This is a genomic window from Pseudomonas lurida, assembly GCF_002563895.1.
Lineage (GTDB): Bacteria > Pseudomonadota > Gammaproteobacteria > Pseudomonadales > Pseudomonadaceae > Aquipseudomonas > Aquipseudomonas lurida.
Genome location: NZ_PDJB01000001.1, coordinates 293,232 through 319,881, shown reverse-complemented (window position 1 = coordinate 319,881; position 26,650 = coordinate 293,232). Strand labels below are relative to the sequence as shown.

The following is a 26,650-nucleotide window of genomic DNA, read 5'->3' as shown; positions in this document are numbered from 1 at the left end:
CGCCAAGAGGCCCCCATGAGCCGCGACAGCCGTTACCTGGAATCCATCCTTCACCATGACATCCCCCTCACCCGGGAAATGGGCCTCAAGGTGCTCGACTGGCAACACGGCCAATTGCAGCTGCACCTGCCGTTACAAGCCAACATCAACCACAAGAGCACCATGTTCGGCGGCAGCCTGTATTGCGGCGCGGTGCTGGCGGGCTGGGGCTGGCTGCACTTGCAGTTGCGCGAAGCAGGCATTGAAGACGGCCACATCGTGATTCAGGAAGGGCAGATCAGTTACCCGCTGCCGGTCACGCGGGACGCGACGGTGGTGTGCCAGGCGCCGGAGGAGAAGGTATGGAAGCGGTTCGTGGCGACCTACAAGCGCTACGGCCGCGCACGCCTGACGCTGGAGACGTGGATTGTGAATGAGGGCAGTGAGGAGCGCGCAGTGGCCTTCACCGGCCAGTACGTCCTGCACCGTTAGAAGCCACAATACAAAGCACCTGTGGGAGCGGGCCTGCTCCCACCTGTTGATACGCTGGGGCCCTAGGCGCGAGCCAGGGTCAACAACCGCTCACGCCAGGCAGCTTTCGCCGGCAATGCCAGGAAGAACGGGTTCAGCAACGATTCCCGCGCCGGGTAGCTGAACGGCGCACCGCTCAACTCCAACACTTCGCCCCCCGCGCCTTCCAGCACGCCCTGGGCCGCCGCCGTGTCCCACTGTGAAGTCGGCGCCAGGCGCGGGTAGCAATCGGCGCTGCCCTCGGCCAACAGGCAGAACTTCAACGAGCTGCCGATATTCGCCAACTTCAACGCACCCAGGCCCTCGCTCAGGCCGTCCAGCAGACGCTCCTGCTCCGGGCTGGTATGTCGACGACTGGCCACCACGGTAAACGACTCGCCCAGCGCCGGGGCCTCGCGCACTTGAATCTGCTTGGGCGCCGCATTCACATCCGAACGCCAGGCGCCCAAGCCGGCGCCACCGAAGTAGCAACGGCCGCTGGTGGGCATCGACACCACGCCAAACACCACGCGTCCCTGCTCGATCAGGGCGATGTTCACGGTGAACTCTTCACTGCCGGCGATAAATTCCTTGGTGCCGTCCAAGGGGTCCACCAACCACCAGCGCTGCCAGCCGGCGCGTACGCTCTGGTCGATGTCGGCGTCCTCCTCGGACAGCACCGGAATACTCGGATCCAGCGCGGTGAGGCCCGCCAGGATCAGGTGGTGAGCAGCCAGATCCGCTGCGGTCACGGGGGAATCGTCGGCCTTGGAGGTCACGGCCACGTCGGCGCGCCAGTACGGCAATATCACTTCACCGGCCTGGCGTGCCAGCTCAATCACAGGGGCAATAAACGGATGGCCCAAAAACAGTTCGCTCATGCGATAAACGCTCCTCGCTGGGTCAACAGGTCTCGTACCAGGTACAGCGCAGCCAGGGCGCGGCCTTCGCTGAATTGCTCGTTTTGCGCGAGCAACGACAGCTCACGCAGGTTTACCCGGTCCACACGCATCGGCTCAGGTTCATCGCCTTCCAGGCGTTCTTCATAGAGATCGGTGGCCAGTACCACCTGGATTTTCTGGCTCATATAGCCAGGCGACAGCGACAGCTCGGTAAGGTGTTCCAGCTGACGTGCGCCATAGCCGGCCTCTTCCTTGAGCTCGCGGTTTGCGGCCGCCAGTACATCTTCGCCGGGCTCGATCAGCCCCTTGGGCAACGACAATTCATATTCGTCGGTACCGCCGCAGTATTCTTCCACCAGCAACGCATGGTCCGCGTCGATCATCGCCACGATCATCACCGCGCCATAGCCGGCACCGCGGCCCACCAAGCGCTCGTAGGTCCGTTCAACGCCATTGGAAAAGCGCAATTGCACTTCCTCCACGCGGAACAAACGGCTACTGGCGACTATTTCGCGGGCGAGGACGGTGGGTTTCTGGCGCATAAGCGGCTCCTTGGCGTGATCGGGTTACTATACCGTGGCTTTTCCGATTGTCTGTGTCGGATATCTTTACTTACATGAGACCGCACCATGCCCTCTTTGCCCTGGCACGCCATCGACACTGTCCTGCTGGACATGGACGGCACCCTGCTCGACCTGCATTTCGACAACCATTTCTGGATGGAACACCTGCCCCAGCGTTACGCCGACCTGCACGGGGTAAGCCGCGCGATGGCAGAGATGGAGTTGCAGCCCCTGTTCGAGCGTAACGCCGGACAGTTGCAATGGTATTGCCTGGATTTCTGGAGCACAGAGCTGAAGATCCCGGTGCGCGAACTCAAGCTGGAAACCGCTCACCTGATTGCGCTGCGCCCGGATGCGGACACCTTCCTGGCGGCGATCAAACGAGCCGGCAAGCGCGTGATCCTCATCACCAATGCTCACCGTGATTCTCTCTCATTGAAGCTGGAACGCATTGAACTGGCGCCGTATTTCGAACGATTGATCAGCTCCCACGATTACGGGTTCGCCAAGGAAAACCCGCAGTTCTGGGACGCCCTGCAAGCCGACATCCACTTCGACCCCGCCCGCAGCCTGTTTATCGACGATACGTTGCCGATCCTGCGCAGTGCCCAGGCATTTGGCGTGGGGCATTTGCTGGCAGTGAAGGAACCGGACAGCAAGAAGGGTCCGAAGGACACGGGGGAATTTGCAGCGGTCGACAACTACCGCGACCTCATTGCCGGGCTCTAAACCAATGTGGAGCGGGCTTGCTCGCGAATGCGGTGTATCAGCGACACATCCAGTGACTGACACTCCGCTTTCGCGAGCAAGCCCGCTCCCACATTTTGCGCTGCGTTTTACTCAGGAATGCGCAATGTCTGCCCTGGGTAGATTTTGTCCGGATGCGACAACATCGGTGTATTGGCCTCGAAGATCTTGTTGAACTGGTTGGCGTTGCCATACACCGCCAGGGAAATCGCGCTGAGGGTGTCGCCCTTCTTCACCACGACGAAACGGGCGGCGGCAACAGTCCCGCCGGATACGGTGATCTGGTCATCCACGCTTGCCACACCGGCAATATTGCCCAGTGCCAGCAGGATCTTCTCTTTCTCTTCTTGGGTCGCGACTTCACCCGTCACGGTGACCTTGTCGCCCTCCACTGTGGTGTGCACATTCGGGCTACCCAGCCCCACCTTGGCGACGTGGTCCTTCAATTGTTGACTGGCGTTGGCGTTACCCGGCGTCAACAGGTCGACAATCTTTTCGCCGGCTTCCTTGATAAAGCTGAAAATACTCATGGTGCGCTCTCCTTGGATTTGAGTTCCTGATGCCCAAGACTAGACCAGTCGCCAAGACTTGGGTTCCGACCCGACCAAAGACCCAAACGCGCTAGAATCCACCGCCATTGGAATAAGCCTGGAGCGAAGATGGACATCAAACAGCTGAAATTCCTCATCGCCCTCGACGAGACCCGTCACTTCGGCCAGGCGGCGGCGCGTTGCCACATCACCCAACCGACACTGTCGATGCGCCTGCGCAGCCTTGAAGAAGAGCTTGATCTTCCCCTGGTTAACCGCGGCCAGCGCTTCGAAGGGTTCACCGCGCCGGGCGAACGCGTGCTGGCCTGGGCACGCACGGTACTGGCGGCGTATGACGGCCTGCAGGCCGAAGCGGCGGCCTGTCGCGGCAACCTGGTGGGTACGTTGCGCCTGGGCGTGGTGCCGCTGTCGAGCTTCGATCCCTTGGCGTTGATGCAGCAGCTGCATAAAGAGCACCCGAGCCTGCGCTTTGAACTGTCGGCACTCAGCTCCGAACAGATCCTGGAGCAACTGGCGAGCAATCGGCTGGACCTGGGCGTGTCCTACCTGGAGCGTTTGGACACTGAACGCTTCGACTCGCTGGCCTTGGGCGAAACCCGCATGGGCCTGCTCTACGATCAGCGTTTCTTCAGCTTTGGAGACACGCCGCTGAGCTGGGAGGCCTTGATTGAGTTGCCATTGGGCATGCTCACCAGCGGCATGCACTTTCGCCAGTCCATCGACCACAACTTCCACAGCCGTGGGCTCAACCCGCAACCGCTGCTGCAGACCGATGCCGTCCATCAGTTGTTGCAAGCCGTGCACGGCGGCCTGTGCTGCGCCGTCATGCCACTGGACGGTGGCCTGGATGCACTCACTGAGCACTTGCGCCTGCAGCCGATCGAAGACGCCCACACCTTGGCGCGCCTTGGACTGATCATGCGCCGCAGCGCACCGCGCTCAGCGCTTGCCGAGGCGTGTTTCGCGCTGTATCAAAAATCGCAAAAAGACTCTTGATCGACGTCATCTATCGATAGATCAGTACTGGCAATTAGACGCGACGCTTTGTCGCGCCTAGTCTAAACACTGATCAATCCGTCGGTGGTACTGCCCCATGAACGCCCAGCGCCCAGTCTGCGCGGCGCCCGCTCTTGAAACGCCAGCGCCCGCCGCCAGCCAGAGCTACCAGTATTGCAATCTCGAACACACAGCATTTGCCAGCACTGCGCTGGCCGAAGAGGTGGCGTTGGCGATCGCCTACAACGACATCAGCCAAGCGGTGATGTTGGTGACACCGACGGACCTGGAAGACTTCATTGTTGGCTTCAGCCTCGGTAGCGGCATTATCGCCGACGTTAGCGATATTTATGACCTAAACCTCAGCGGATCGGGCGCTACCCAGTATGCGCAGGTGCAGATTTCCAGCCGTGCGTTCTGGAACCTCAAGCAACAGCGCCGCCAACTCGCTGGCACCAGCGGTTGTGGCCTGTGCGGCGTAGAAGCGGTCGAGCAGGCTCTGCCGAACCTTCAAGTGCTGCCTGGCGCGCCTCTGCCGCCCGCCGAATGGCTCGATGGCCTGCGCCAACGCATCAGCGCGTTTCAGCCACTGGGCCAATACAGCGGCGCCGTGCATGCGGCAGTGTTTATGAACGGCCAGGGCGAGTTGGTGCTGGGCCGCGAAGACATCGGCCGACACAACGCCCTGGATAAGTTGATCGGCGCGCTGATCCGCCAACAGATTCCGACCGAAGGCGGCCTGGCGATTGTGACAAGTCGTTGCAGCCTGGAGCTGATCCAGAAAGTCCTGCGCGCGGGCATCCAGACCCTGGTGAGCCTGTCGTCGCCCACCGGCCTGGCCCTGCAATGGGCGCGCCGGCATAACCTCAATCTCATCCACCTGCCGCAGAAAAGTGCGCCGCGGGTCTACAGCCCTGCGATGGAGAACCAGCCGTGAGCAATCATCATCAAGCCGACCAAACCCCAACCCCGCGCTACAAGCCCTACAAAGGCCCGGCCGGTGGCTGGGGGGCGCTGATCAGCGTGGCGCAAGCCTGGCTGACCAGCGATAACGCGCTGAAAAACCTGCGCATGATGCTCAAGACCAACCAGAACGGCGGCTTCGACTGCCCGGGCTGCGCCTGGGGCGACTCGCCGGAAAGCGGCATGGTCAAGTTCTGCGAAAACGGCGCCAAGGCGGTGAACTGGGAAGCCACCAAACGCCGTGTCGATGGTGCATTCTTCGCCAAGCACAGTGTCACCGCCCTGCTGGAGCAGAGCGACTATTGGCTGGAATACCAGGGTCGCCTGACCGAGCCGATGCGCTATGACGCCGAGACCGACCGCTACAAACCCATCAGTTGGGACGCGGCATTCGACCTCGTCGGCAAGCACCTCAATGCCCTGCCAAGCCCGAACATGGCCGAGTTCTACACCTCGGGACGCGCCAGCAACGAAGCGGCGTACCTGTACCAGCTGTTCGTGCGCGCCTACGGCACCAACAACTTCCCGGATTGCTCGAACATGTGCCACGAAGCCAGCGGCGTCGCCCTGGCGCAAAGCGTGGGTGTCGGCAAAGGCACCGTGACCTTTGATGACTTCGAACACGCCGATGCGATTTTCGTCTGGGGCCAGAACCCAGGCACCAACCATCCGCGCATGCTCGAACCGTTGCGCGAAGCAGTTAAACGCGGCGCCCAAGTGGTGTGTATCAACCCCCTGAAAGAGCGCGGCCTGGAGCGCTTCCAGCATCCGCAACACCCGCTGGAAATGCTCACCAATGGCGACAAGCCGACCAACACCGCCTACTTCCGCCCGGCGCTGGGTGGTGACATGGCTATCCTGCGCGGCATGGCCAAGTTCCTGTTGCTGTGGGAACGCCAGGCACAGGCCGAAGGCAAGGAGGCCGTGTTCGACCACGACTTCCTCAACGAACACACCGCCAACGTGCTTGATTACCTGGGCAAGATCGACGACACCTCCTGGGAAGAAATCGTCGAGCAGTCCGGCCTGTCCCTGGTCGAGATCGAGCAAGCAGCGCGCATGTATGCCAAAGGCAAGAACGTGATCATGTGCTGGGCGATGGGCATTACCCAGCACCGCCACTCGGTGCCGACCATCCAGGAAATCGCCAACCTGATGCTGCTGCGCGGCAACATCGGCCGTCCTGGCGCCGGGCTGTGCCCCGTGCGTGGCCACAGTAACGTGCAGGGCGACCGCACCATGGGCATCAACGAGCGCCCACCGGTAGCGTTCCTGGACGCCCTCGACCGTCGTTTTCAGTTCCAGGTGCCGCGAGAAAACGGGCACAACGTGGTCGAAGCGATTCACGCCATGCTCGAAGGCCGCTCCAAGGTTTTCATCGGCCTGGGCGGCAACTTTGCCCAAGCCACGCCGGACAGCCCACGCACCTTCGAAGCGCTGCGCAGTTGCGACCTGACCGTGCAGATCAGCACCAAGCTCAACCGCAGCCATCTGATGCACGGCAAAGACGCGCTGATCCTGCCGTGCCTGGGCCGTACCGACATCGACATCCAGGCCGAAGGCCCGCAAGCGGTGACGGTGGAAGACTCGTTCAGCATGGTCCACGCCTCCAATGGCCAACTGCAGCCGCTGTCGAATTTGATGAAATCCGAGCCGGCCATCCTGGCAGGCATCGCCGCCGCGACCCTGGGCAGCAAACCGGTGGATTGGAACTGGCTGGTGGCTGACTACAGCCGCATCCGCGACCTGATCGCCGATACCATTCCGGGCTTCAAGGACTTCAACGAGAAGATCAAAAATCCGGGCGGCTTCTACCTGGGCAACTCCGCAGGTGTGCGCCGCTGGAACACCCCGTCGGGCCGTGCCAACTTCCGCCCGAACATCCTGCCCAAGGATTTGATCCACGAGCGCACCCACGCCACTGGCCGCGTGCCGGACCTGATCATGCAGTCGATGCGCTCCCACGATCAGTACAACACTACGATCTATGGCCTGGATGACCGCTATCGCGGGGTCAAGGGCCAGCGCGATGTGCTGTTCGTCAACGAAGCCGACATCATCCGCCTGGGCTTCAAGCCGGGGCAGAAGGCAGACATCGTGTCACTGTGGGAAGACGGCCGTGAGCGTCGCGTGAAGGGCTTTACCTTGCTGGCGTTTGATATTCCGGCTGGCCAGGCGGCGGCCTATTACCCGGAAGTCAACCCGCTGGTGCCACTGGAAAGCACCGGGGATGGCAGCCATACGCCGACGTCGAAATTCGTGGCGATCCGCTTGGAAGCAGCGAGTGAGACTGGGCTGATCATGGCGCGTTCGGCCTGACGAAAATCCGGCGGGCTGTCATGACAGGGGCAAGCCCGCTCACCACGAAAAAGCAGATTGCCGTAGAAAATCCGGGCACAAAAAAAGGCCGCTTTTGCATAAAAGCGGCCTTTCCGAAGTAACTAAAGACTCGCTAAATTGACTTAAGTTCCCCAGCTAAAACAGTAACTTAGAGAATTGTGTACAACTCGTGCTACTGGTCGGATTTCTATTGTCACAATCTCGACACAGCCTCAGGATCGCGCCGTCATCCTCTTGAGGTCTCTCTATGAAGTTCTCCTCGATTCTCTTGTTGTCCCTTGGCCTGGTCAGTGGCGCAGCCATGGCCGGTGGCACCACCGAAGCCGGTGTGGGCGGCGCATTAGGCGGGGTACTCGGTTCGGTTGTCGGCCAACAGATAGGCGGTAACACCGGTTCGGCTATTGGCGCAGCCTTGGGTGGCGCGGGCGGCAGTGCGGTCGGCGCCGACAAGCGCAGTCGTGGCGAAGCAGCCATCGGTGGCGCCCTGGGCGCAGCAGGCGGCAACGTGGTAGGCCGCAGCATGGGCGGCAATACCGGCAGCCTGATCGGCGCAGCCGCCGGTGGTGGCGCTGGTGGTGCGCTGGGTAACTACATGGGCAACAAGAGCGATGACGACGATCGTCGTTATCGTGGGCGCGATAACCGTCGTTATGACCGCGATGATCACCGTGGACGTGGTCATGCCTATGGGCATCGCAAGAACAAGCATCACTACCTTCACCGGTAAGTCAGCCATTCAAACAACACCACAGCCCCTTGTGGGAACCGGGCTTGCCCGCGATTGCGTCGTGTCAGGCCACACTGATTGACCTGACCCACCGCTGTCGCGGGCAAGCCTGGCTTTCACCGCATGCAAAAAATGCGTCAGGCCACCAACCGCTGCAATGCCTCGCGCAACATCCCCGGTATCGTCACCGGCTGGTTCGACGCGCGATCCACGAACACATGCACAAATCGCCCCGCCGCGCAGGCTTCCTCCTCGCCCGCCTTGAACACCGCCAACTCATACTGCACTGAGCTATTGCCCAACTTGCCTACCCGCAGGCCGATGTCGATGCGCTCGGGAAAAGCGACCGAGGCGAAATAATCACACGCCGAACTCACGACAAACCCCACCACATCACCGTCATGGATATCCAACCCGCCTTGTTCGATCAGGTAGGTATTCACCGCCGTGTCGAAAAAGCTGTAGTAGGTCACGTTGTTCACATGGCCATACACATCATTGTCGTGCCACCGCGTGATGATCGGCTGGAAGTGGAGGTAATCGGCACGTTGTGGCACTGAATCAGGCATCGGGTCATCTCGTGAAAGTGAGTTACAGATCATCCAAATGGGTCTGGACCCACTCGCGTACCTCGGCGTACGGGTAATCTTCCAGTGCAGCGGAACCCGGAATGCCCCGCGCCTTCAACTTGGTAAACAACGGCACGCTGATACCCAGAAGGAAACGCGTCAGGCGTTCCGCCCCAGGCAATTGGCCCGTGTGCTCATGATGCCTGTGGATAAAATCACCGCACAGCCCCATGAAATTTTTATCCACAAGCGGCGGCAGGCGCGGCGGTGGAGGCAGGTGCGCTACATGCCCGTGGCACACCGAGCAATGCCCGCAACGCTGGGGTGCGTTTTCATCGCCAAAGTACTGCGCCAGGCGTTGCCCCAGGCAGTGCTCGGTGGCGAACAGGTCGAGCATGGCGTGAATCCGTGCGACCTCCCCCACCTCGTGCTGCTTGAAGCCCATGTATAACGCCTCGCTCAGCACCTGTGGATCGAAGTCGGTATCCAGCAGGCTGTAGACCTCGGTCATCTGCTTGCTTTCCAGCTCGATCAGGCCCTGCTCCTGGAAGTAATCCAGCGCCTTCACCACGCGGTTGCGCTCGGCATTGTGCTGTTGATAAAGCGCATCGAAGTCCACCGTTGCCCAGGTCTTCGCCCGTTTGCATCCCTGGATGATCGCCGCCACGAACTGCTGTCGCTCGCCAGAGAAACGCGCCAGCAATGCCTCAGGCTCGATCAGGTATTTGAAACGGTACTCGGCATAGAACGCATAGCGCGGCGCGATCACACCCTTGAGCTCCAACTGCACCAGCAGTGTCTTCAAGGGCAGCTCGCGGATATTGCTGTGGTCCGACAGCGACCTCAGCAAGAATTCCCACTGTCCTTCGCTGCGTGCCGCCTGCAACTCCTGCAGCACCCGGCGAATGCCCTCCTGCTCGGGCGTGTCGCCGAAGACAAAGTTTTCCAGCACATTGAGGCTGTCGCGATTGGCCAAGACCAGGCAGTCGGACGGCTGCCCATCACGCCCCGCGCGGCCGATTTCCTGGCTGTAGTTCTCGATGGACTTGGGCAGGTCGAAATGCACCACGTTGCGGATATCACTCTTGTCGATGCCCATGCCAAACGCGATGGTGGCAACAATGCAATTGGAGCGCCCGCCCATGAAGCGCTGCTGGATGCCCTCGCGTTTATCGTGGGGCAAGCCGGCGTGGTAAGCCTCGGCCTGGATGCCGTTGCGGTTCAGGTGCTCGGCAATCTGCTCGGCGGTTTTCTGCAAGGTGACGTAGACGATACTGGGCTGATCGGCACGCTCGCTCATCCACTGGACCAGGCGCCGACGCTTGTCGGCACCGCTCACCGGTTCCACCAACAAGTTGAGGTTGGGCCGGTAGAAGCCCGTGGTGACCACGTCGTCCGGCGCAATGGCGAACTTGGCCTGCATGTCGGCAATCACCTTGGGCGTGGCGGTAGCCGTCAGCAGCAGCGCTTGGGGGATCTTGAACTGACGCTGGTAGTCTGGGAGTTTCAAATAGTCCGGACGGAAATTGTGGCCCCACTCGGAAATACAGTGCGCCTCATCCACCACCAGCAGCGAAATCTGCACGCTTTGCAGAAAGTTACGAAAGCGCTCGTTCTTCAAGCGCTCCACCGAAATCATCAGGATCTTCAGCTCGCCCGAACGCGCACGGGCCATCACCTCATTGGCCTCCTCGCGGCTCTGGGCCGAATCGATACTGCCCGCCGAAATCCCATGGCGCTGCAAAAAGCCGAGCTGGTCCTGCATCAGCGCCAACAGCGGCGACACCACCAACGTCAGATGCGGCAGCAATACCGCCGAGAGCTGGTAACAAAGGGACTTGCCCGAACCCGTGGGGAAAATCGCCGCTGCCGAACGACCGGCCAGTACGGCGCTGACCGTTTCTTCCTGGCCCAGACGAAACTGTGGATAACCAAAGACCTGCTGGAGGGTGTCGTGCATAGGCTGTCACTCCATTGACCGCTGAGTTGGCTCAAAAACATAGCCCGGGAATCTCAGCGAATCGAGAAAGGTCGCAAGGAAAAAAGAGACAGGATGATACACAGGGAGGGGATGGCCTAGGGCCGAAGTGGGAACATTCCGAGGTAGTCGCAGGAACGGAGTATCACGCGGCAATTTCATACCTGACCCACTGCCATCGCGGGCAATCCCGACGCCCCTAATTGGCTTTTTTACCTGTTGAGTCGCCGCCAAGCCGTAAATACCGGAAACAGCTGTAAGAAATCTCCAAACGCTGCGACATCCTTTTCCCAAACTGCATATAACAACCGCTCACCCCTCTATAGAAGTTGCCCGCAGCTGACCGAAAATAGCGTCCTCACCACTGTCTCGGCACAAAACCCGTGAACATAGAAAGGACTCAACACCTCAGCCACTACGGGATCACCTTCACAGTGAGTCGCGTCACTGTGATGCCCAGGGGCCAGGATGCACGCGCTGCCCTTGGCTTGCCAGAAGCGCAGACCTCAGCGTTCAAGCTGCTCCATGCATGTGTACTTAAATGAGCCACAGCGAATGGCTTTACCTACAAACAGCGCTGTTCTTTGCCCTCTCTCTACTGCTGTATTACAAAATCACTGACTGCACGCTAAGAAAGCGTTTCGCTATTACCCTCCTCGTAACGGGGTCATTCCTGTTGTTATGTCGACCCTCCGTGGTCATCTTCCTTAACATCCAACGCTTACCTCTCGCCCTAATCTTGATAGGCTTGGCACTCTTCATCACCCGAAACAAATACCGCCCCAGGCGCAATAAGCCCCCTCACCCACTCCTGTGTGCCCCCACCATGAACCTCGCCCCCAACCTCCCCGAAGACCCCGTCATGCAGCAACTCTTGCAACTGCTGCACGAAGAAATCGGCCTGCCGAAACACAAGACGATCCGCCTGCAAACCTCACTCAATTTCGACCTCGGCTGTGACGGCAGCGAGGCCAAGCAACTGATGGAAGCGCTGGAACAGGAATTTGCCCTCGACCTGGGCGACTACGACACTTATCGTTACTTCAACCCGCCGGTGTTCGATGTGTTCCTCAAACGCCGGGCCAAGGGGCGCGGCGAAAAAGTGCCGCTGACCATCGGCATGCTCTACCTGGCCATCAAGACCCACAGCTGGGACACACAGACGCTGGAAAACCTGAGCTGATCCCAAGAACACCGCTCCCACAGGGGTTATGCGTTAATCTGGCGATTAGAGCCATAAAAAGGGACCTTACATGGACGTAACAATGGGCCTGCTGGCCGCCCTGCTCTGGGGCGGTACGGATTTTCTCGTAGGTCTCAATGCCCGCGCCGTCGGCGTTAAACGCGCGGTGTACTTCGGCCAAGCGCTGGGGTTACTGATCATGACCCTGCTGCTGGTCATCCTTCCAAGCTTCCTGTTCAAGTCCCTCGATGCCCCGCTGAGCGTCTGGCTGCTGGGCATCGCTGCGGCCCTGCTCACCGTGTCCGGCGCACTCGCGCTGTCCAAGGCGTTCGCGCTGGGTAAAGCCGCCCTCGTAGCGCCGCTGGTGACGTCCTACGGCGTAGTGACCACACTGCTGTCATGGGCCAGTGGAGAACACATCAACCTGACGCAACTGGGCTGCATCGCGCTGTGCGTCATCGGCGTGACCCTCTCCAGCATGCACAAGGACAACGACATCCCCCACAACAACCCACGCCTGTCCATTGCCTACGCCATGCTCGCCGCATTGCTCTACGGCACCAGCTTCTGGCTGCAGGGCCGCTACACACTGCCGGCGTTGGGGCCAATCGCCATGCTCTGGCTGGGTTACTTGGTGGGCCTGTGCGTACTGGTGGTGATGGTGGTGAAGATCAAGGATGGCCTGAAGATCCCACCGCTGAAAAACTGCGCGACGCTGACCGGTGCGAGCGTGATGAACCTGGGCGGGTTTTCGGCGTTTTCGTGGGGCGCGATGGCGGGGTCGGTGTCGGTGGTGACGGTGATCAGTACGTTGTCGGGAGGCATTGCGGCGATCTTGGGGTTTGTGTTTTTCAAGGAGCGTCTGTCGGCGGTGCAGGTGCTTGGGGTAGTGCTCGTACTGGTCGGCGCCGTGGTGTTGCACATCGCCGACTGAGGTGACGCCCACAAAAAAGCCGCCCACGAGAGGCGGCTTTTTCACAACGATCGAATCTTACAACTTGGGACCCGCGGCCTTGATCGCATCGCTCACTTCAAACTTCTTGAAGTTCTCGATGAACAGACCCGCCAGTGCCTTCGCCGCTTCATCGTAAGCAGCCTTGTCAGCCCAGGTGTTGCGTGGGTTCAACAGGCCAGTCTCAACGCCCGGTACGGCCAATGGCACGTCGAGGTTGATGGTGTCGAGGTGTTCGGTTTCAGCACCGATCAACGCACCGCTCTGGATCGCCGCGATGACGCCGCGAGTGGTCGGGATGTTGAAACGCTTGCCGACGCCGTAGCCGCCGCCAGTCCAGCCGGTGTTGACCAGGTAGACCTTGGAGCCGAAACCGCGGATGCGCTTGATCAGCAGCTCAGCGTATTCGCCAGCCGGACGCGGGAAGAACGGTGCGCCGAAGCAGGTGGAGAAGGTCGACTTGATACCGCCGCCCGACCCCATTTCAGTCGAACCCACCAGTGCGGTGTAGCCGGACAGGAAGTGGTAGGCCGCTTGTTCTTCGCTGAGAATCGACACGGGCGGCAGTACGCCGGTCAGGTCGCAGGTCAGGAAGATCACAGCGTTCGGCTCGCCGCCCAGGTTCTTCTCGGAACGCTTGGCAACGTGCTCCAACGGGTAGGCGGCGCGGCTGTTCTGGGTCAGGCTGACGTTGGTGTAGTCGGCGTGCTTGGCATCGTCGATCACGACGTTTTCCAGCACGGCGCCATGCTTGATGGCCTTCCAGATCACCGGCTCGTTCTTCTCGGACAGGTCGATGCACTTGGCATAGCAACCGCCTTCGATGTTGAACACCACGCCTTCGCCCCAGCCGTGTTCGTCGTCACCGATCAGGTAACGGCTTTCATCGGCGGACAGGGTGGTTTTACCCGTACCCGACAGACCGAAGAACAGGGTCACGTCGCCTGCTTCGCCAATGTTGGCGGCGCAGTGCATTGGCAGTACGTCGGAAGCCGGCAGCAGGAAGTTCTGCACCGAGAACATGGCTTTTTTCATTTCACCGGCGTAGCGCATGCCAGCGATCAGGACTTTTTTCTGTGCGAAGTTGAGGATCACGCAACCGTCGGAGTTGGTGCCGTCACGCTCTGGCACGCATTCGAAGTTGGCGACGTTGAGCACTTGCCACTCTTCACGACCGGCCGGGTTGTACTGGGCCGGGTTGATGAACAGGCAACGACCGAACAGGTTCTGCCAGGCAGTCTGGGTGGTCATTTTCACGGCCAGGTAGTGGTCTTCGGCAGCCCCTACGTGAACATGGGAAACGAAATGCTCTTGCGCGTTGTTGAATGCTTCTACACGGCTCCACAGGGCATCGAACTTGTCGGCCGGGAACTTGCGGTTGATCGGGCCCCAGGCAATGGAGTCCTGGGTGGAGGGCTCTTCAACGATGAAACGGTCGACTGGCGAACGGCCGGTACGGTGACCGGTTTCGACGACCAGCGCGCCAGTATCGGCAAGCACGCCTTCACCGCGCTGCAGGGCTTCTTTGACCAGATCGTCAACACTCAGATCGGTGTATACGGCGTTATTGGCTTGCGTCATGAGGTTCCCCGTCGGCCTGAGGCCGAGTGCTCCAAACGTTTTGTAGTAGAAAGTTGCGCACTACTACCGCGAAAAAAGTGGGCCGGATTATGCCAGAAAAGCCCAAAAAGAGTAGGGCCCTCCCGTCAGAACAGCGCTAATCCGGCATTTGTCAGGTGATTCACCTGTGCTTAAACGTTTTAGTGGCGGGTGTCGGAAGGGGTGTCGATGCCTGCGCCGGCGAACAATTGGGCGACATCGGCCGCATCGAACAGGTAGCGCTGGTTGCAGAACTGGCAGTCGATCTCGATATGGCCACCGTGCTCCACGACCAATTCCTGCGCATCCTCCAGGCCCAGGCTCACCAGGGCATTGGCCGAACGCTCGCGCGAGCAGCTGCAATGGAAGCGCAGGCCCTGTGCGTCGAACAGGCGCACGGCCTCCTCGTGGTACAGGCGGTGCAGGATGGTTTCGTTGTCCAGGCCCAGCAGCTCTTCAGCCGTCAAGGTGCCGGCCAGGGCGGTCAACTTGCGCCAGCTATCGGTGCGCTCATCGTCATCCTTGATGCGGTCGGCCGGCAATTGCTGCAACAGCAGGCCACGGGCGCGCTTGCCATCGGCGTTGAGCCAGAACTTGGTGCCTACCTGTTGAGACATCACGAAATAGTTGGTGAAGCAGTCCGACAGGGTTTCGCCGTCCAGATCGACGATGCCCTGGTAGCGCTGGCCTTCAGTCGGGTCGACGGTAATCGCCAGCACGCCGTTGGCCATCAGGTCGGACAAGCTCGCATCCGGGGCAATCTGGTCAGCTTCGTAACGGGCCAGCCCGCGGATTTCGCGCTCGCTGGAGCATTCGATCATCAGCATCGGCACCGGCCCTTCGGAGCGCGCCTGCAGGATCAGCAAACCGTCGAACTTCATGGTGCCCACCAGCAACGCAGCGGCCGCCATCAACTCGCCGAGCAGTTGCGCGACCGGCTCCGGATAGGGGTGCTTGGCGAGGACTTCGGCATAGCTGCGCTCCAGCGAGACCAGTTCGCCGCGGGCGTCGGTCTCGTCGAAGATGAAGCGTTGGGTGAAGTCGGTATCCGGTAGATCAGTCATAGGTCTGGGTATCTGAATGGATGACAAAATGATTACAAGGTTTATAAAATTAAACGCTTTAGCACCATATTGGTGCGGCTTTCTCCTGGAAACAGAGAGCTTCATAGAGCGAAGAGGGACAGTTTATGAACAATCCGGGTTTGTTCCAAGCCAAGTGGAACCTCCGGCAATGGGCTCTTTGCAATCTACTCGCTATCGGACTGCTGTGTTTTTGGCTGTGGCCCACGGGCCAGATGCTGTGTGTGATTTTCGACGAGTGGCTGTTTCATCTGCTCAATGACCCGCTGGCGAGCAACCCGGCATGGCTGCATGTGTGGGCTGTCGCCAGTTTGCGGCCTTTTGATGCGGTAGTCGGGGTGATTCTGCTGGCGCTGCTGATCCGGGGAGAATGGGTGTTCAAGGCCGTGCAGGTGCGCCAGGCACTGTTAGGTTTTGTCGGCATTCTGCTGCTGTTGCTGTTTATCCGCATGCTGTTTTCCAAACTCGCGGCGCAGATGGGCTGGCAACACAGTAGCCCGTCAATGGTTATCAGCGGGGCGATCCAGATGAGCGACTATTTCCCGGGGCTGGAGAAGACCTGGGAACTGAAGGACCGTTCGAGCCAGAGTTTCCCGGGGGATCACGCTTCGGTCTTGTTGATCTGGGCGATGTTCATGACCGTGTTCGCCAAGCGCTTCAGCCAGGTGCTGGTGATCTGGGGCCTGGCGCTGCTGTTCATGATGCCGCGCCTGGTGGCGGGCGCGCATTGGGGTCAGGACGATTACATCGGCGGCGTACTGCTGGCGCTGTTGGCGCTGGGATGGGGGTATTACACACCGTTTGCGGCGAAAGTATCGGGTGGGTTGTTGCGTGTGACGGCGCCGGTGTTCGGGCTGTTCCAGCGGGTGCCGGTGATCGGCCGCCTGAGCGTCATGAACTCGCCCCAATAACTGAACGGTGGCGAGTGGGCTGCCACAACCAGCCCGTTCGCCCCCCATAACGACTCGCCTGCGGCGCTAATCGTCATTGCCACTGCCGCGGAACTTGAACAGGTCGCGGCGCTGCTTCTTGCTCGGCTTGCCATCGGTAGTCATGCCGGTGGCGCCCGCCTTGCGCATGGCTGCCGCGTTTTCGCGCTTGGCAACGCTGGCCTCCGTCTCGGTGTACAGCGCCTGCGCTTCAGGCGCCCCGCGACGCACAATGGAAAGCGCCTGAACCACCACGGTCTTTTCGTCGAAACCGGTACGAATCTGAAACTCATCACCGACACGTGGCTCTTTGCCTGGCTTGCAGCGCTCGCCACGATGATGAACCTTGCCGCTCTCGATAGCGGCCTTCGCCAGGGCACGGGTCTTATAGAAACGCGCGGCCCACAGCCACTTGTCCAGACGGACCTTTTCTTCCTCTTCCTGCTTTTGAGCCACTTGAATTCCTCGCTCTGAAAAATGTCGCAACTTTACCGTTGAAACCCTTCGACGCATAAACCCCAAGGCTCACCTAAGATACGCCAGGTAGCACCCTGTTTTCGCGAGGATACGCTGTGACCGAATTCCCCCCTTCACTCACCTCGCCCAACCAGCGTTGCGTGGGTTGCCAGCAAAGCGAGCCCCTGGGGTTCGATTTCGCGTTCGCTTACCAGCCTATCGTAGACCTTCGGGACCACTCGATCTTTGCCCATGAAGCCCTGGTGCGCGGCCCGCACGGCGAAGGCGCGTTGTCGGTGCTGGACCAGGTCAACGAAAGCAACCGCTACCGGTTCGACCAACGCTGTCGAACACAGGCCATCGCCGGGGCGTCGGCCCTGGGCATGCAAACCCATCTTTCGATCAACTTCATGCCCAATGCCGTATACCGTCCGGAATTGTGCATCCGTAGCACCTTGGAGGCGGCGCGCGCGCATAATTTCCCGCTAGACCAGCTGATTTTCGAGACCTTGGAAAGCGAGCACGTAGATAACAATCGCCATTTGACGAATATTCTGCGTGAATACCGCGAATTCGGCTTCAAGACCGCCATCGACGATTTCGGCGCGGGCTATTCGGGGCTGAACCTGCTGGCCGATTTCCAACCTGACCTGATCAAACTCGACATGGCGCTGATCCGTGATGTCGATAAGGATCGTGTCCGTCAAGTCATCGTCCAGGGGATTGTCACAATCTGTGAGCAGTTGGGGGTTACTGTCATCGCCGAAGGCATCGAAAGTGCCGGCGAGCGTGACTTCCTGTCCGACTGCGGAATATTTCTGATGCAGGGTTACTGGTTCGCCAGGCCTGCATTCAAGGCCCTGGCCGAGGTTTCCCCTCAGGCCTGGGCGAATTGATCGGTTATCCATATTGAAGACATTTGACCATTTGACCGTTGTGGGTCTGCGTGAGTGGGTGGCACTTCCCGACTTGGGAGTGGCAGGCCTGCGCGCGAAGATCGACACGGGTGCGAGTACCTCAAGCCTGCACGCCACCGACATCGAACCATTCGAGCGCGATGGCGAGAAATGGGTGCGTTTTACCGCGCACCTGGGCAGCGTGGTGCAACTGCGCCACCGTCGCTGCGAAGCGCCCCTGGTAACGATGAAAACCATCAAGAGTTCGAACGGCCATGCGCAGGTGCGCTATGTCATCAGCACCACGCTGGCGATGGGTGATCGGGTCTGGCGTGTGGAGTTCACCCTGGCCTGTCGCAAGGCCATGCGCTACCGCCTGTTGCTGGGCTCCAAGGCGCTGATTGACGGCCAGTTGGTGGTCAATCCCGGTATCAAGTACGTTCAAGACAAGCCGGTGTTCCCGGTCTCTACTATTTCTGCCCCAGGTGCTGCATGAAGATTGCTGTGCTGTCGCGAAACCCGCGTCTGTATTCCACCCGCCGCCTGGTTGAGGCCGGCACCGAACGTGGCCACGAAATGGTGGTGATCGACACGTTGCGGGCCTATATGAACATTGCCAGTCACAAGCCGCAGATCCACTACCGGGGCAAGCCGCTGGAAGGGTTTGATGCCGTCATCCCCCGTATCGGCGCGTCGGTGACGTTCTACGGCTGTGCGGTGTTGCGCCAGTTCGAAATGATGGGGGTGTTCCCCCTTAACGAATCGGTGGCCATTGCTCGCTCGCGCGACAAGTTGCGCTCGCTGCAGTTGCTGTCGCGACGCGGAATCGGCCTGCCCGTTACCGGCTTTGCCCACTCCCCCGACGACATCCCCGACCTGATCGACATGGTCAATGGCGCGCCGCTGGTGATCAAAGTGCTGGAAGGCACCCAGGGCATCGGTGTGGTGCTGTGTGAAACCGCGACGGCGGCGGAGTCCGTGATCGAGGCTTTCATGGGGCTCAAGCAGAACATCATGGTGCAGGAATACATCAAGGAAGCCGGCGGTGCAGATATCCGCTGCTTCGTGGTGGGTGACAAGGTGATTGCGGCGATGAAGCGCCAGGCCAAGCCGGGTGAGTTCCGCTCCAACCTGCACCGTGGCGGCAGCGCCAGCCTGATCAAGATCACCCCTGAAGAGCGTATGACCGCACTACGGGCAGCCAAGGTGATGGGGTTGAGTGTGGCGGGTGTGGACATCCTGCGGTCCAACCATGGGCCGCTGGTGATGGAGGTGAACTCATCGCCAGGCCTGGAAGGTATTGAGACCACCACAGGGAAGGATGTGGCGGGGATCATCATTCAACATCTGGAAAAGAATGGTGGGCCGAATATGACCAGGACCAAAGGCAAGGGTTGAAGGCACTCGACCTATCAAGCGCTATAAAACAAGTGTGGGAGCGGGCTTGCCTGCGATAGCGGCGGTTCACTCAACTACAATGTTGAATGTGCCGACCTCATCGCAGGCAAGCCCGCTCCCACATATGGACTGGGTTGTTGCTTAGACCGCATCTCGGGGTAGCATCAGGCCAAGCGGCAAGCGCACACGTGCTTCCAGGCCACCCTCTTCGCGGTTGCGCAACTCGACATTGCCGCCATGCATCGAGGCAATCCGCCGCACAATCGCCAATCCCAGCCCGGTTCCCTTACCCCCCCGGGCACGGTCGCCACGGGTGAAGGGGTTGAAGATCCCTTCCAACTCGTCTGGGTCGATGCCCGCGCCCCGGTCCATCACGCTCAGCACCACGTAAGGCGCAGTGCTGTCGCCAGACACGTACGCCGCGACTTCCACATCTGAACCTGCGTGGTGCAAGGCGTTGCCAATCAAGTTGTTCAACAGGCGCTTCATCGACACTCGACGCAACGCAAACGGCTGGATCGGCTCCAGGCGCATGCGCACCTGTTCGCCGTTCTGGTTGTAGGGCGCGACCACCTCACGTACCAGGTCGGTCAGGTCGACCTCCTCTACCACCTCATCACGGCCATCGCGGATAAACGCCAGGAACTGGTCGAGAATTGCGTCCATGTCCTCAATGTCGCGGACCATGTCATCGGTGAGGTCGGTATGGTTGCCCATCAATTCCAGAGACAAGCGCAGTCGCGTCAACGGTGTACGCAGGTCATGGGACACCCCAGCCAGCATCAACTCGCGTTCGCGCCCGGCCTGTTCGACGTCCTCCGCCATCTGGTTGAACGCACCGTACACCTCGGTCATCTCGCTGGGCGTATCGCTGACCGGCAGGCGCACACTGCGCCCCTGACCGAGTTGGCGGGCGGCAAACACCAGGCGCTTGAGCGGCTGGTTGAGCTGGCGCACGAAAATCCACGCCGACGCCGTTGAAAGCAGCCCGATCGCCAGGAACCAGCCCAATACGTTCCAGATCTTCTGCCCCCGCAACGGATGCGGGTACAACGGCACCTTCAGCCAATCTTCGCCCAGGCTTGGCGCGCGTACCCATAACGCCGGCGACACATGCATGCGCAGCCGCACCTCGGTGTCCTCACCCAGTTCGGCCTGCATCTGGCGCTGGTAGATTTCACTGTAGGGCCAATGCTGCTCGCCCTCCGGCACACCCGCGCCCGCCACGCGTACAAGCGTGGCGGCCTTGGCGATTTTTTCGCGATTCTCAGGGTCAGCTGCCCAATAGGCGCGCAGCGTCAGGGCGACACCGTGGCTGTATTGCCGGTCTACCAGCACGTCCTCGTTCATCAACAGATAAACCAGCGTGAGTGCCTTGGAAAACAGAACGACGATCAGCACCAGCCAAAGGGTGCGGGAGAAGAAACTTTGCGGGAACCACAGCGGGGTTTTCATAGGAGACAGCTAGACACCTTGCAGGAACGAGCGGCGCTCGCAGAATTGCAGACGCCGGGCATCCCGTCGACTCTCATGGAGTCAAACACCGGAAGGCCCGCTTCTGCAAATCACTGGTCAACTGGTTTTATTGCCATCCGGCACAAACACATAACCTACGCCCCAGACCGTCTGGATGTAACGCGGCTTGGAAGGGTCTGGCTCGATCATCCGGCGCAGACGAGAAATCTGTACGTCGATGGAGCGTTCCAGGGCGTCCCATTCCCGGCCACGGGCCAGGTTCATCAGCTTGTCACGGGTCAGCGGCTGGCGAGCGTTCATCACCAGGGCCTTGAGTACGGCAAACTCGCCGGTGGTGAGCATGTGCACTTCATCGCCACGCTTGAGCTCGCGGGTCGCCAGCGACAGTTCGTAGTCGCCAAAGGTGACACTTTCGTCTTCGCTGCCCGGCGCACCCGGAACCGGCGGCGCCTGGCGACGCAGTACGGCTTTGACCCGTGCCATCAACTCGTCGGGGTTGAACGGCTTGGCCAGGTAGTCATCAGCGCCCAGTTCGAGGCCCTTGATGCGGCTCAGCTCATCACCCTTGGCGGTGAGCATGATGATTGGAATCTGGTTGTTCGCGCCGCGCAGGCGCTTGCAGGCGGTCAGGCCGTCTTCGCCAGGCAACATCAGGTCGAGTACGACCAGGTTGAATACTTCACGCCCCAACAGGCGATCCATTTGCTCGGTGTTCGGCACCGCGCGGGCACGGTAGCCCTTGGAGTTGAAAAAACGCTCCAGCAGGCTGCTCAGCCCCGGATCGTCGTCAACGATGAGAATTTTTTCGCCTTCAGCAGTTTGTGCAGTGCTGCTCATTGGATGCTCCTCTTATCTCGGCGCGCATTATGGCGTAGCTGCCGTTATACGCACCGTGTGCATTGTTAGCAGATTTTTCCTTTACCGCTACCGAACCCGCGCCCTACCACCGTTGGCGCAATCCCCCCCAAGGACAGAACGCTGGTTATAATGCGCCGCCGCCGTGCAGGGCAACGTCAGATCGTTACCGTTTGCTGCCGAGGCTTTTTTCACCCGCTTGTCGTGATTTTTTCGATTTCGAGGGTCAATAGGCTGCCTCTTGACCCAGGCAGCGGCGCCAGTCGGGCCGCTCAACCAGCTTCCCAAGGCCTTGTTTTCCGGGCCTGCGAGCTGCTTTTAAGAATTTCAGGTGGTTTTATGGACAGCATCAACAGCCGCATCGCCGAGGAACTCGGTGTACGCCCACAACAGGTCGAAGCGGCCGTCGCTCTACTGGATGAAGGCTCCACGGTGCCCTTCATTGCCCGTTACCGTAAAGAAGTGACCGGCAGCCTCGACGACACCCAACTGCGTCACCTGGAAGAGCGCCTGCGCTACCTGCGAGAACTCGACGAACGGCGCATCAGCATCCTCGCCAGCATCGAAGAGCAGGGCAAGCTGACCCCGCAACTCGAGCGCGACATCAAGCTCGCCGACACCAAGACCCGCCTCGAAGACCTTTACCTGCCGTACAAACAGAAGCGTCGCACCAAGGGCCAGATCGCCCTGGAAGCCGGCCTGGGCGAGCTGGCTGACGGCCTGTTCAACGATCCGTCGCTGTCCCCGGAAGCCGAAGCCGCACGCTTCATCGACGCCGAAAAAGGCGTCGCCGACGTCAAGGCGGCCCTCGAAGGCGCCAAGTACATCCTCATGGAGCGTTTCGCCGAAGACGCCAGCCTGCTGGAGAAACTGCGTACCTACCTGAAGCAGGAAGCCATCCTCAGCGCGCGCGTCATCGCTGGCAAAGAGGAAGAAGGCGCCAAGTTCCGTGATTACTTCGAACACGACGAGCCGCTCAAGAGCATGCCGTCCCACCGTGCACTGGCGATTTTCCGTGGCCGCAACGAAGGCATTCTCAGCTCCGCGCTGAAAGTTGGCGACGAGCTGCCAGGCACCATGCACCCATGCGAAGGCATGATCGGTCAACAATTCGGCATCCAGAACCAGAACCGTCCTGCGGACAAGTGGCTCGGTGAAGTCGTGCGCTGGACCTGGAAGGTCAAGCTCTACACCCATTTGGAAACCGACCTGCTGGGTGAGTTGCGCGACGGCGCCGAAACCGAGGCGATCAACGTATTCGCCCACAACCTGCACGACTTGCTGCTGGCCGCGCCGGCCGGCCCGCGCGCCACCCTGGGCCTCGACCCGGGCCTGCGTACCGGCTGCAAGGTTGCCGTGGTCGACTCCACCGGCAAGCTGCTGGACCACGCCACTGTGTATCCGCATGTGCCGCACAACAAGTGGGACCAGACCCTCGCGATTCTGGCCGCCCTGTGCGCCAAGCATTCGGTGGACCTGATCGCCATCGGCAACGGCACCGCCAGCCGTGAGACCGACAAGCTGGCCGCCGAACTGATCAAAAAATACCCAGCCATGAAGATGACCAAGGTCATGGTCTCCGAGGCCGGCGCTTCGGTGTACTCGGCGTCGGAACTGGCGTCCAAGGAATTCCCGGACCTCGACGTGTCGATCCGTGGCGCAGTGTCCATCGCCCGTCGTCTGCAGGACCCACTGGCCGAGCTGGTGAAGATCGACCCTAAATCCATCGGCGTCGGCCAGTACCAGCATGACGTGTCGCAGCTGAAACTGGCTCGCGGCCTGGATGCGGTCGTGGAGGACTGCGTGAACGCCGTCGGCGTCGACGTGAACACCGCCTCCGTGGCACTGCTGGCACGGATTTCCGGCCTCAACGCTACCCTGGCGCAGAACATCGTCAGCCACCGCGACGAAAACGGCGCGTTCAAGAACCGCGCAGCGCTGAAAAAAGTCGCACGCCTGGGTGAAAAAACCTTCGAACAAGCCGCCGGCTTCCTGCGCGTGATGAATGGCGACAACCCCCTGGACGCCTCGGCAGTTCACCCGGAAGCCTACCCGCTGGTACAACGCATCGCCGCCGAGACCGACCGCGACATCCGTTCGCTGATCGGCGACGCCGCGTTTCTCAAGCGCCTGGACCCAAAGAAGTACACCGACGAGACCTTCGGTGTGCCGACTATTACCGACATCCTGCAAGAGCTGGAAAAACCTGGCCGCGACCCACGTCCCGAGTTCAAGACCGCCGAGTTCCAGGACGGCGTCGAAGACCTCAAGGACCTGCAACTGGGCATGATCCTCGAAGGCGTGGTGACCAACGTGACCAACTTCGGCGCTTTTGTGGACATCGGCGTGCATCAGGACGGTTTGGTGCATATCTCCGCGCTTTCGGAGAAATTCATCAAGGACCCGCGCGAAGCGGTGAAAGCCGGTGACGTGGTCAAGGTCAAGGTCATGGAAGTCGACATCCCACGCAAACGCGTCGGCCTGTCGATGCGCATGAGCGACACCCCCGGCGAGAAAATCGACGGTGCCCGTGGCGCCCGTCCGGGTTCCGCACCGCGCCAGTCGCAGCACACTGCGCCGCGCAAGGAAACCGCTACGGCAGCACCAAGCAACAACGCCATGGCCTCGCTGTTCGCCAACGCCAAACAGTTGAAGAAACGCTGATGGAAATCCCGGCCGGCTTGACCCAGAGCGCCTTCAGCGAACTGATCGGCTGCCGCCTGCAACGTCTTGAAGAAGGCGTTGCCGAGGTGGCCCTGACCCTGGAGCCCCAGCTGCGTAATCGCGCGGGCAAGCTCCATGGCGGGGCGATTTTCAGCCTGGTGGACATTACGATGGGGCTGGCCTGTTCCAGCGCCCATGGTTTCGACCAGCAGAGCGCGACCATCGAGTGCAAGATCAACTACATCCGCGCCGTGTCTGACGGCGACGTGCTGTGCACCAGCCGGGTGATTCATGCCGGCCGCCGCACGCTGGTGGTCGAGGCGGATGTGTATCAGGACGAACGACTTGTCGCAAAAGCACAGGGCACCTTCGCTGTCCTATAGCTCCCCACCCCCGATTTGAGTTAATTTCGGCGCTGCAGCAACGGCGTCGGAATTTTCTCGCTGCGCTGTAGCCAAATTCATGGAGTGAAGTCGGCATTTTCAGAACGGGTCAAATTGACTCTAAACCAGGCGATCACGCCAGTTTTAACTTCACCCTTGTAGACCGTCCTGCCCACCCCCATATTGGGGCGACTGACGCGTGAAGGAATCCAACTTGAGCGAACTTCTCAACCGCCGCCTGGCCCTGCTCGGCAAGCGCGAACACCTCTCCCTGCTAGAGCAGTGCTTGCACGGCATCGAGCGCGAATGCCTGCGTGTCACCGGTGAGGGTCGACTGGCGCAAACGCCGCACCCTGAAGCCCTGGGCGCCGCGTTGACCCATGAACAGATCACTACCGACTACTCGGAATCGCTGCTGGAGTTCATCACTCCCGCGCTGCCCAACCCGGCCGATACCCTGAGCAGCCTGGATAAGATCCACCGTTTTGCCTACACCAAGCTCGGCAACGAATACCTGTGGAGCCCCTCGATGCCGTGCCCGTTGCCGGCCGAGGAAGATATTCCGATTGCCTACTACGGCACCTCCAATATCGGCCAGCTGAAGTACGTGTACCGTAAGGGCCTGGCCCTGCGTTACGGCAAGACCATGCAGTGCATCGCCGGCATCCACTACAACTTTTCCCTGCCGGAACAGTTGTGGCCGTTGCTCAAGGAGACTGAAGGGTTTGTCGGCACCGACCGCGACTACCAGTCCACCGCCTACATCGCGCTGATCCGTAACTTCCGTCGCTACAGCTGGCTGTTGATGTACCTGTTCGGTGCGTCACCGGCCCTGGACGCGGGCTTCTTGCGCGGGCGTTCGCACCAGTTGGAAGTATTGGACGCCGACACCCTGTACCTGCCGTACGCTACCAGCCTGCGCATGAGCGACCTGGGTTACCAGAGCAACGCCCAGGCCGGCCTCACGCCGTGCTACAACGACCTGAGCAGCTACACCGACAGCCTGCGCGAAGCGGTGGCAACGCCCTACGCGCCGTACGTCGAAGTCGGCACGCACAAGGATGGTGAGTGGGTGCAGCTCAACACCAACATCCTGCAGATCGAAAACGAGTACTACTCCAACATCCGCCCCAAGCGCGTGACCTACACCGGCGAGCGGCCGATCCAGGCGTTGATGGCCCGTGGCATCCAGTACATCGAAGTGCGCTGCCTGGACATCAACCCGTTCTTGCCGATGGGCATCGACCTGCAAGAGTCGCGCTTCCTCGACGCCTTCTTGCTCTACTGCGCGCTGAACGACAGCCCACTGTTCGCCAACAACGAGTGCGGCAACGCCACCTCCAACTTCCTCAGTGTGGTCAAGGAAGGCCGTCGCCCGGGACTGCAATTGCAGCGCCAGGGCCAAGCGGTGGACATGAAGGAATGGGCTGCCGAGCTGCTGGAGCAGATCGCGCCGCTGGCCGCCTTGCTGGATGAGAGCCACGGCATCACAGAGCACAGCCAGGCGCTGGACGCTCAGTTGGCCAAGGTCAAGGACCCGTCCATGACCCCTTCGGCCCAGGTGCTGGCAGCGATGGCCGAGCGTAAGGAAAGTTTTGCGCAGTTCTCCCTGCACCAGAGCCAGCTGCACGCCGAGCATTTCCGCAAGGAACCGCTGCCGGCGCAAGAGCAGGCCCGTTTTGAAGAGCTGGCGCGCACATCGCTGGCGCAACAAGCGGAGCTGGAGCAGAACGAAGTGGGCGATTTCGATGTGTTCGTCGGTTCCTACCAGGCCAGCATCCTCGCCATCAGCAACTGATAACCCTACGCAAAACCTGGTGGGCGCGGGCTTGCTCGCGAATGCGGTGGATCAGTCGATATTCCCGGCGACTGACACTGCGTGTTCGCGAGCGAGCCCGCCGCCACATGGCCTGTGCGCCTTCAAGATCCACGTTCACTTCTACTAATAAGCT

25 protein-coding genes are annotated in these 26,650 nt (G+C 60.5%); 15 read left to right on the top strand and 10 right to left on the bottom strand.

Translation table 11 applies throughout. The annotated features are described in order from the left end of the window. The first annotated feature begins 15 nt into the window (after window positions 1-15). Window positions 16-471, top strand: coding sequence for a YiiD C-terminal domain-containing protein (locus ATH90_RS01475; protein WP_098465579.1), 456 nt, complete (start codon window positions 16-18; stop codon window positions 469-471). A gap of 62 nt (window positions 472-533) precedes the next feature. Here the strand turns inward: ATH90_RS01475 and cysQ are convergent, their stop codons facing one another. Together cysQ and nudE are read right to left on the bottom strand one after the other, a co-directional pair. Next, a complete protein-coding gene (gene cysQ, locus ATH90_RS01470) occupies window positions 534-1,370 on the bottom strand; it encodes a 3'(2'),5'-bisphosphate nucleotidase CysQ (protein WP_098465578.1) in 837 nt (278 codons plus the stop codon). Continuing rightward, window positions 1,367-1,933 (bottom strand): ADP compounds hydrolase NudE, encoded by a 567-nt coding sequence (gene nudE, locus ATH90_RS01465; protein ID WP_025858594.1) that lies wholly within the window; start codon window positions 1,931-1,933, stop codon window positions 1,367-1,369. The genes cysQ and nudE overlap by 4 nt, the downstream gene beginning before the upstream one ends. An 87-nt stretch (window positions 1,934-2,020) precedes the next feature. On the opposite strand from nudE, the gene yrfG reads away from it, so the two are divergent. Beyond that, on the top strand, window positions 2,021-2,683 hold the full coding sequence (gene yrfG / locus ATH90_RS01460; RefSeq protein ID WP_034108660.1) for a GMP/IMP nucleotidase: 663 nt from the start codon (window positions 2,021-2,023) through the stop codon (window positions 2,681-2,683). Between the two features lie 107 nt (window positions 2,684-2,790). Here the strand turns inward: yrfG and lysM are convergent, their stop codons facing one another. Then, on the bottom strand, window positions 2,791-3,231 hold the full coding sequence (lysM, locus tag ATH90_RS01455) for a peptidoglycan-binding protein LysM (RefSeq protein ID WP_069021184.1): 441 nt from the start codon (window positions 3,229-3,231) through the stop codon (window positions 2,791-2,793). A gap of 129 nt (window positions 3,232-3,360) precedes the next feature. Here lysM and ATH90_RS01450 point away from each other — a divergent pair, with 129 nt between their 5' ends. From ATH90_RS01450 to ATH90_RS01435, 4 genes are all read left to right on the top strand, one after another. Continuing rightward, a complete protein-coding gene (locus ATH90_RS01450; protein WP_034108656.1) occupies window positions 3,361-4,248 on the top strand; it encodes a LysR family transcriptional regulator in 888 nt (295 codons plus the stop codon). A gap of 97 nt (window positions 4,249-4,345) precedes the next feature. After that, complete coding sequence (gene fdhD, locus ATH90_RS01445) at window positions 4,346-5,185, top strand: formate dehydrogenase accessory sulfurtransferase FdhD (RefSeq protein ID WP_034108654.1); 840 nt, start codon at window positions 4,346-4,348, stop codon at window positions 5,183-5,185. Then, window positions 5,182-7,530, top strand: coding sequence for an FdhF/YdeP family oxidoreductase (locus ATH90_RS01440; RefSeq protein ID WP_098465577.1), 2,349 nt, complete (start codon window positions 5,182-5,184; stop codon window positions 7,528-7,530). The genes fdhD and ATH90_RS01440 overlap by 4 nt, the downstream gene beginning before the upstream one ends. A gap of 268 nt (window positions 7,531-7,798) precedes the next feature. After that, entirely contained in the window at window positions 7,799-8,278 is a 480-nt protein-coding gene (locus ATH90_RS01435) for a glycine zipper domain-containing protein (RefSeq protein WP_098465576.1), read from the top strand. A 137-nt stretch (window positions 8,279-8,415) separates the two neighbouring features. Here ATH90_RS01435 and ATH90_RS01430 read toward each other — a convergent pair whose 3' ends face one another. Both ATH90_RS01430 and ATH90_RS01425 read right to left on the bottom strand, forming a co-directional pair. Beyond that, window positions 8,416-8,847 carry an acyl-CoA thioesterase gene (locus ATH90_RS01430; protein WP_034108650.1) on the bottom strand — a complete coding sequence of 144 codons (432 nt, stop codon included), beginning with the start codon at window positions 8,845-8,847 and terminating at the stop codon, window positions 8,416-8,418. Between the two features lie 22 nt (window positions 8,848-8,869). Next, window positions 8,870-10,807, bottom strand: a complete 1,938-nt coding sequence (locus ATH90_RS01425) for a RecQ family ATP-dependent DNA helicase (RefSeq protein ID WP_098465575.1) — start codon at window positions 10,805-10,807, stop codon at window positions 8,870-8,872. 844 nt (window positions 10,808-11,651) lie between these two features. On the opposite strand from ATH90_RS01425, the gene ATH90_RS01420 reads away from it, so the two are divergent. Both ATH90_RS01420 and ATH90_RS01415 read left to right on the top strand, forming a co-directional pair. After that, entirely contained in the window at window positions 11,652-12,008 is a 357-nt protein-coding gene (locus tag ATH90_RS01420) for a DUF1493 family protein (protein ID WP_034108647.1), read from the top strand. A 70-nt stretch (window positions 12,009-12,078) separates the two neighbouring features. After that, complete coding sequence (locus ATH90_RS01415) at window positions 12,079-12,942, top strand: DMT family transporter (RefSeq protein WP_244905978.1); 864 nt, start codon at window positions 12,079-12,081, stop codon at window positions 12,940-12,942. A 57-nt stretch (window positions 12,943-12,999) separates the two neighbouring features. Here ATH90_RS01415 and ATH90_RS01410 read toward each other — a convergent pair whose 3' ends face one another. Beyond that, window positions 13,000-14,541 carry a phosphoenolpyruvate carboxykinase gene (locus ATH90_RS01410; RefSeq protein ID WP_034108643.1) on the bottom strand — a complete coding sequence of 514 codons (1,542 nt, stop codon included), beginning with the start codon at window positions 14,539-14,541 and terminating at the stop codon, window positions 13,000-13,002. Between the two features lie 179 nt (window positions 14,542-14,720). Continuing rightward, a complete protein-coding gene (gene hslO / locus ATH90_RS01405) occupies window positions 14,721-15,623 on the bottom strand; it encodes an Hsp33 family molecular chaperone HslO (protein ID WP_034108641.1) in 903 nt (300 codons plus the stop codon). Between the two features lie 125 nt (window positions 15,624-15,748). On the opposite strand from hslO, the gene ATH90_RS01400 reads away from it, so the two are divergent. Beyond that, window positions 15,749-16,552, top strand: coding sequence for a phosphatase PAP2 family protein (locus ATH90_RS01400; protein WP_098465573.1), 804 nt, complete (start codon window positions 15,749-15,751; stop codon window positions 16,550-16,552). Between the two features lie 66 nt (window positions 16,553-16,618). On the opposite strand, the gene ATH90_RS01395 is transcribed toward ATH90_RS01400, so the two are convergent. Beyond that, the gene (locus ATH90_RS01395) at window positions 16,619-17,026 is read right to left on the bottom strand and encodes an RNA-binding S4 domain-containing protein (protein WP_034108637.1); all 408 of its coding nucleotides are present in this window, start codon (window positions 17,024-17,026) and stop codon (window positions 16,619-16,621) included. A 116-nt stretch (window positions 17,027-17,142) separates the two neighbouring features. Here ATH90_RS01395 and rimA point away from each other — a divergent pair, with 116 nt between their 5' ends. The 3 genes from rimA to rimK are packed head-to-tail and all read left to right on the top strand — an operon-like array spanning window position 17,143 to window position 19,320. Then, window positions 17,143-17,922: a S6 modification regulatory phosphodiesterase RimA gene (gene rimA / locus ATH90_RS01390; protein WP_098465572.1), complete on the top strand. Its 780-nt coding sequence runs from the start codon at window positions 17,143-17,145 to the stop codon at window positions 17,920-17,922. A 13-nt stretch (window positions 17,923-17,935) separates the two neighbouring features. Next, the gene (gene rimB, locus ATH90_RS01385) at window positions 17,936-18,418 is read left to right on the top strand and encodes a retropepsin-like aspartic endopeptidase RimB (RefSeq protein WP_025855544.1); all 483 of its coding nucleotides are present in this window, start codon (window positions 17,936-17,938) and stop codon (window positions 18,416-18,418) included. After that, window positions 18,415-19,320 (top strand): 30S ribosomal protein S6--L-glutamate ligase, encoded by a 906-nt coding sequence (gene rimK, locus ATH90_RS01380; RefSeq protein ID WP_010214091.1) that lies wholly within the window; start codon window positions 18,415-18,417, stop codon window positions 19,318-19,320. The genes rimB and rimK overlap by 4 nt, the downstream gene beginning before the upstream one ends. Before the next feature lie 141 nt (window positions 19,321-19,461). On the opposite strand, the gene ATH90_RS01375 is transcribed toward rimK, so the two are convergent. Then, a complete protein-coding gene (locus ATH90_RS01375; RefSeq protein WP_034108632.1) occupies window positions 19,462-20,775 on the bottom strand; it encodes an ATP-binding protein in 1,314 nt (437 codons plus the stop codon). 117 nt (window positions 20,776-20,892) lie between these two features. Beyond that, on the bottom strand, window positions 20,893-21,633 hold the full coding sequence (gene ompR / locus ATH90_RS01370) for an osmolarity response regulator transcription factor OmpR (protein ID WP_016979041.1): 741 nt from the start codon (window positions 21,631-21,633) through the stop codon (window positions 20,893-20,895). A 357-nt stretch (window positions 21,634-21,990) separates the two neighbouring features. On the opposite strand from ompR, the gene ATH90_RS01365 reads away from it, so the two are divergent. The 3 genes from ATH90_RS01365 (at window position 21,991) to gshA (ending at window position 26,496) form a co-directional block, all read left to right on the top strand. Continuing rightward, window positions 21,991-24,315, top strand: a complete 2,325-nt coding sequence (locus tag ATH90_RS01365) for a Tex family protein (RefSeq protein ID WP_098465571.1) — start codon at window positions 21,991-21,993, stop codon at window positions 24,313-24,315. Continuing rightward, window positions 24,315-24,698, top strand: a complete 384-nt coding sequence (locus tag ATH90_RS01360) for a PaaI family thioesterase (protein WP_034108628.1) — start codon at window positions 24,315-24,317, stop codon at window positions 24,696-24,698. The genes ATH90_RS01365 and ATH90_RS01360 overlap by 1 nt, the downstream gene beginning before the upstream one ends. Window positions 24,699-24,912: 214 nt before the next feature. Continuing rightward, the gene (gshA, locus tag ATH90_RS01355; protein ID WP_098465570.1) at window positions 24,913-26,496 is read left to right on the top strand and encodes a glutamate--cysteine ligase; all 1,584 of its coding nucleotides are present in this window, start codon (window positions 24,913-24,915) and stop codon (window positions 26,494-26,496) included. The last annotated feature ends 154 nt before the right edge of the window (window positions 26,497-26,650 follow it).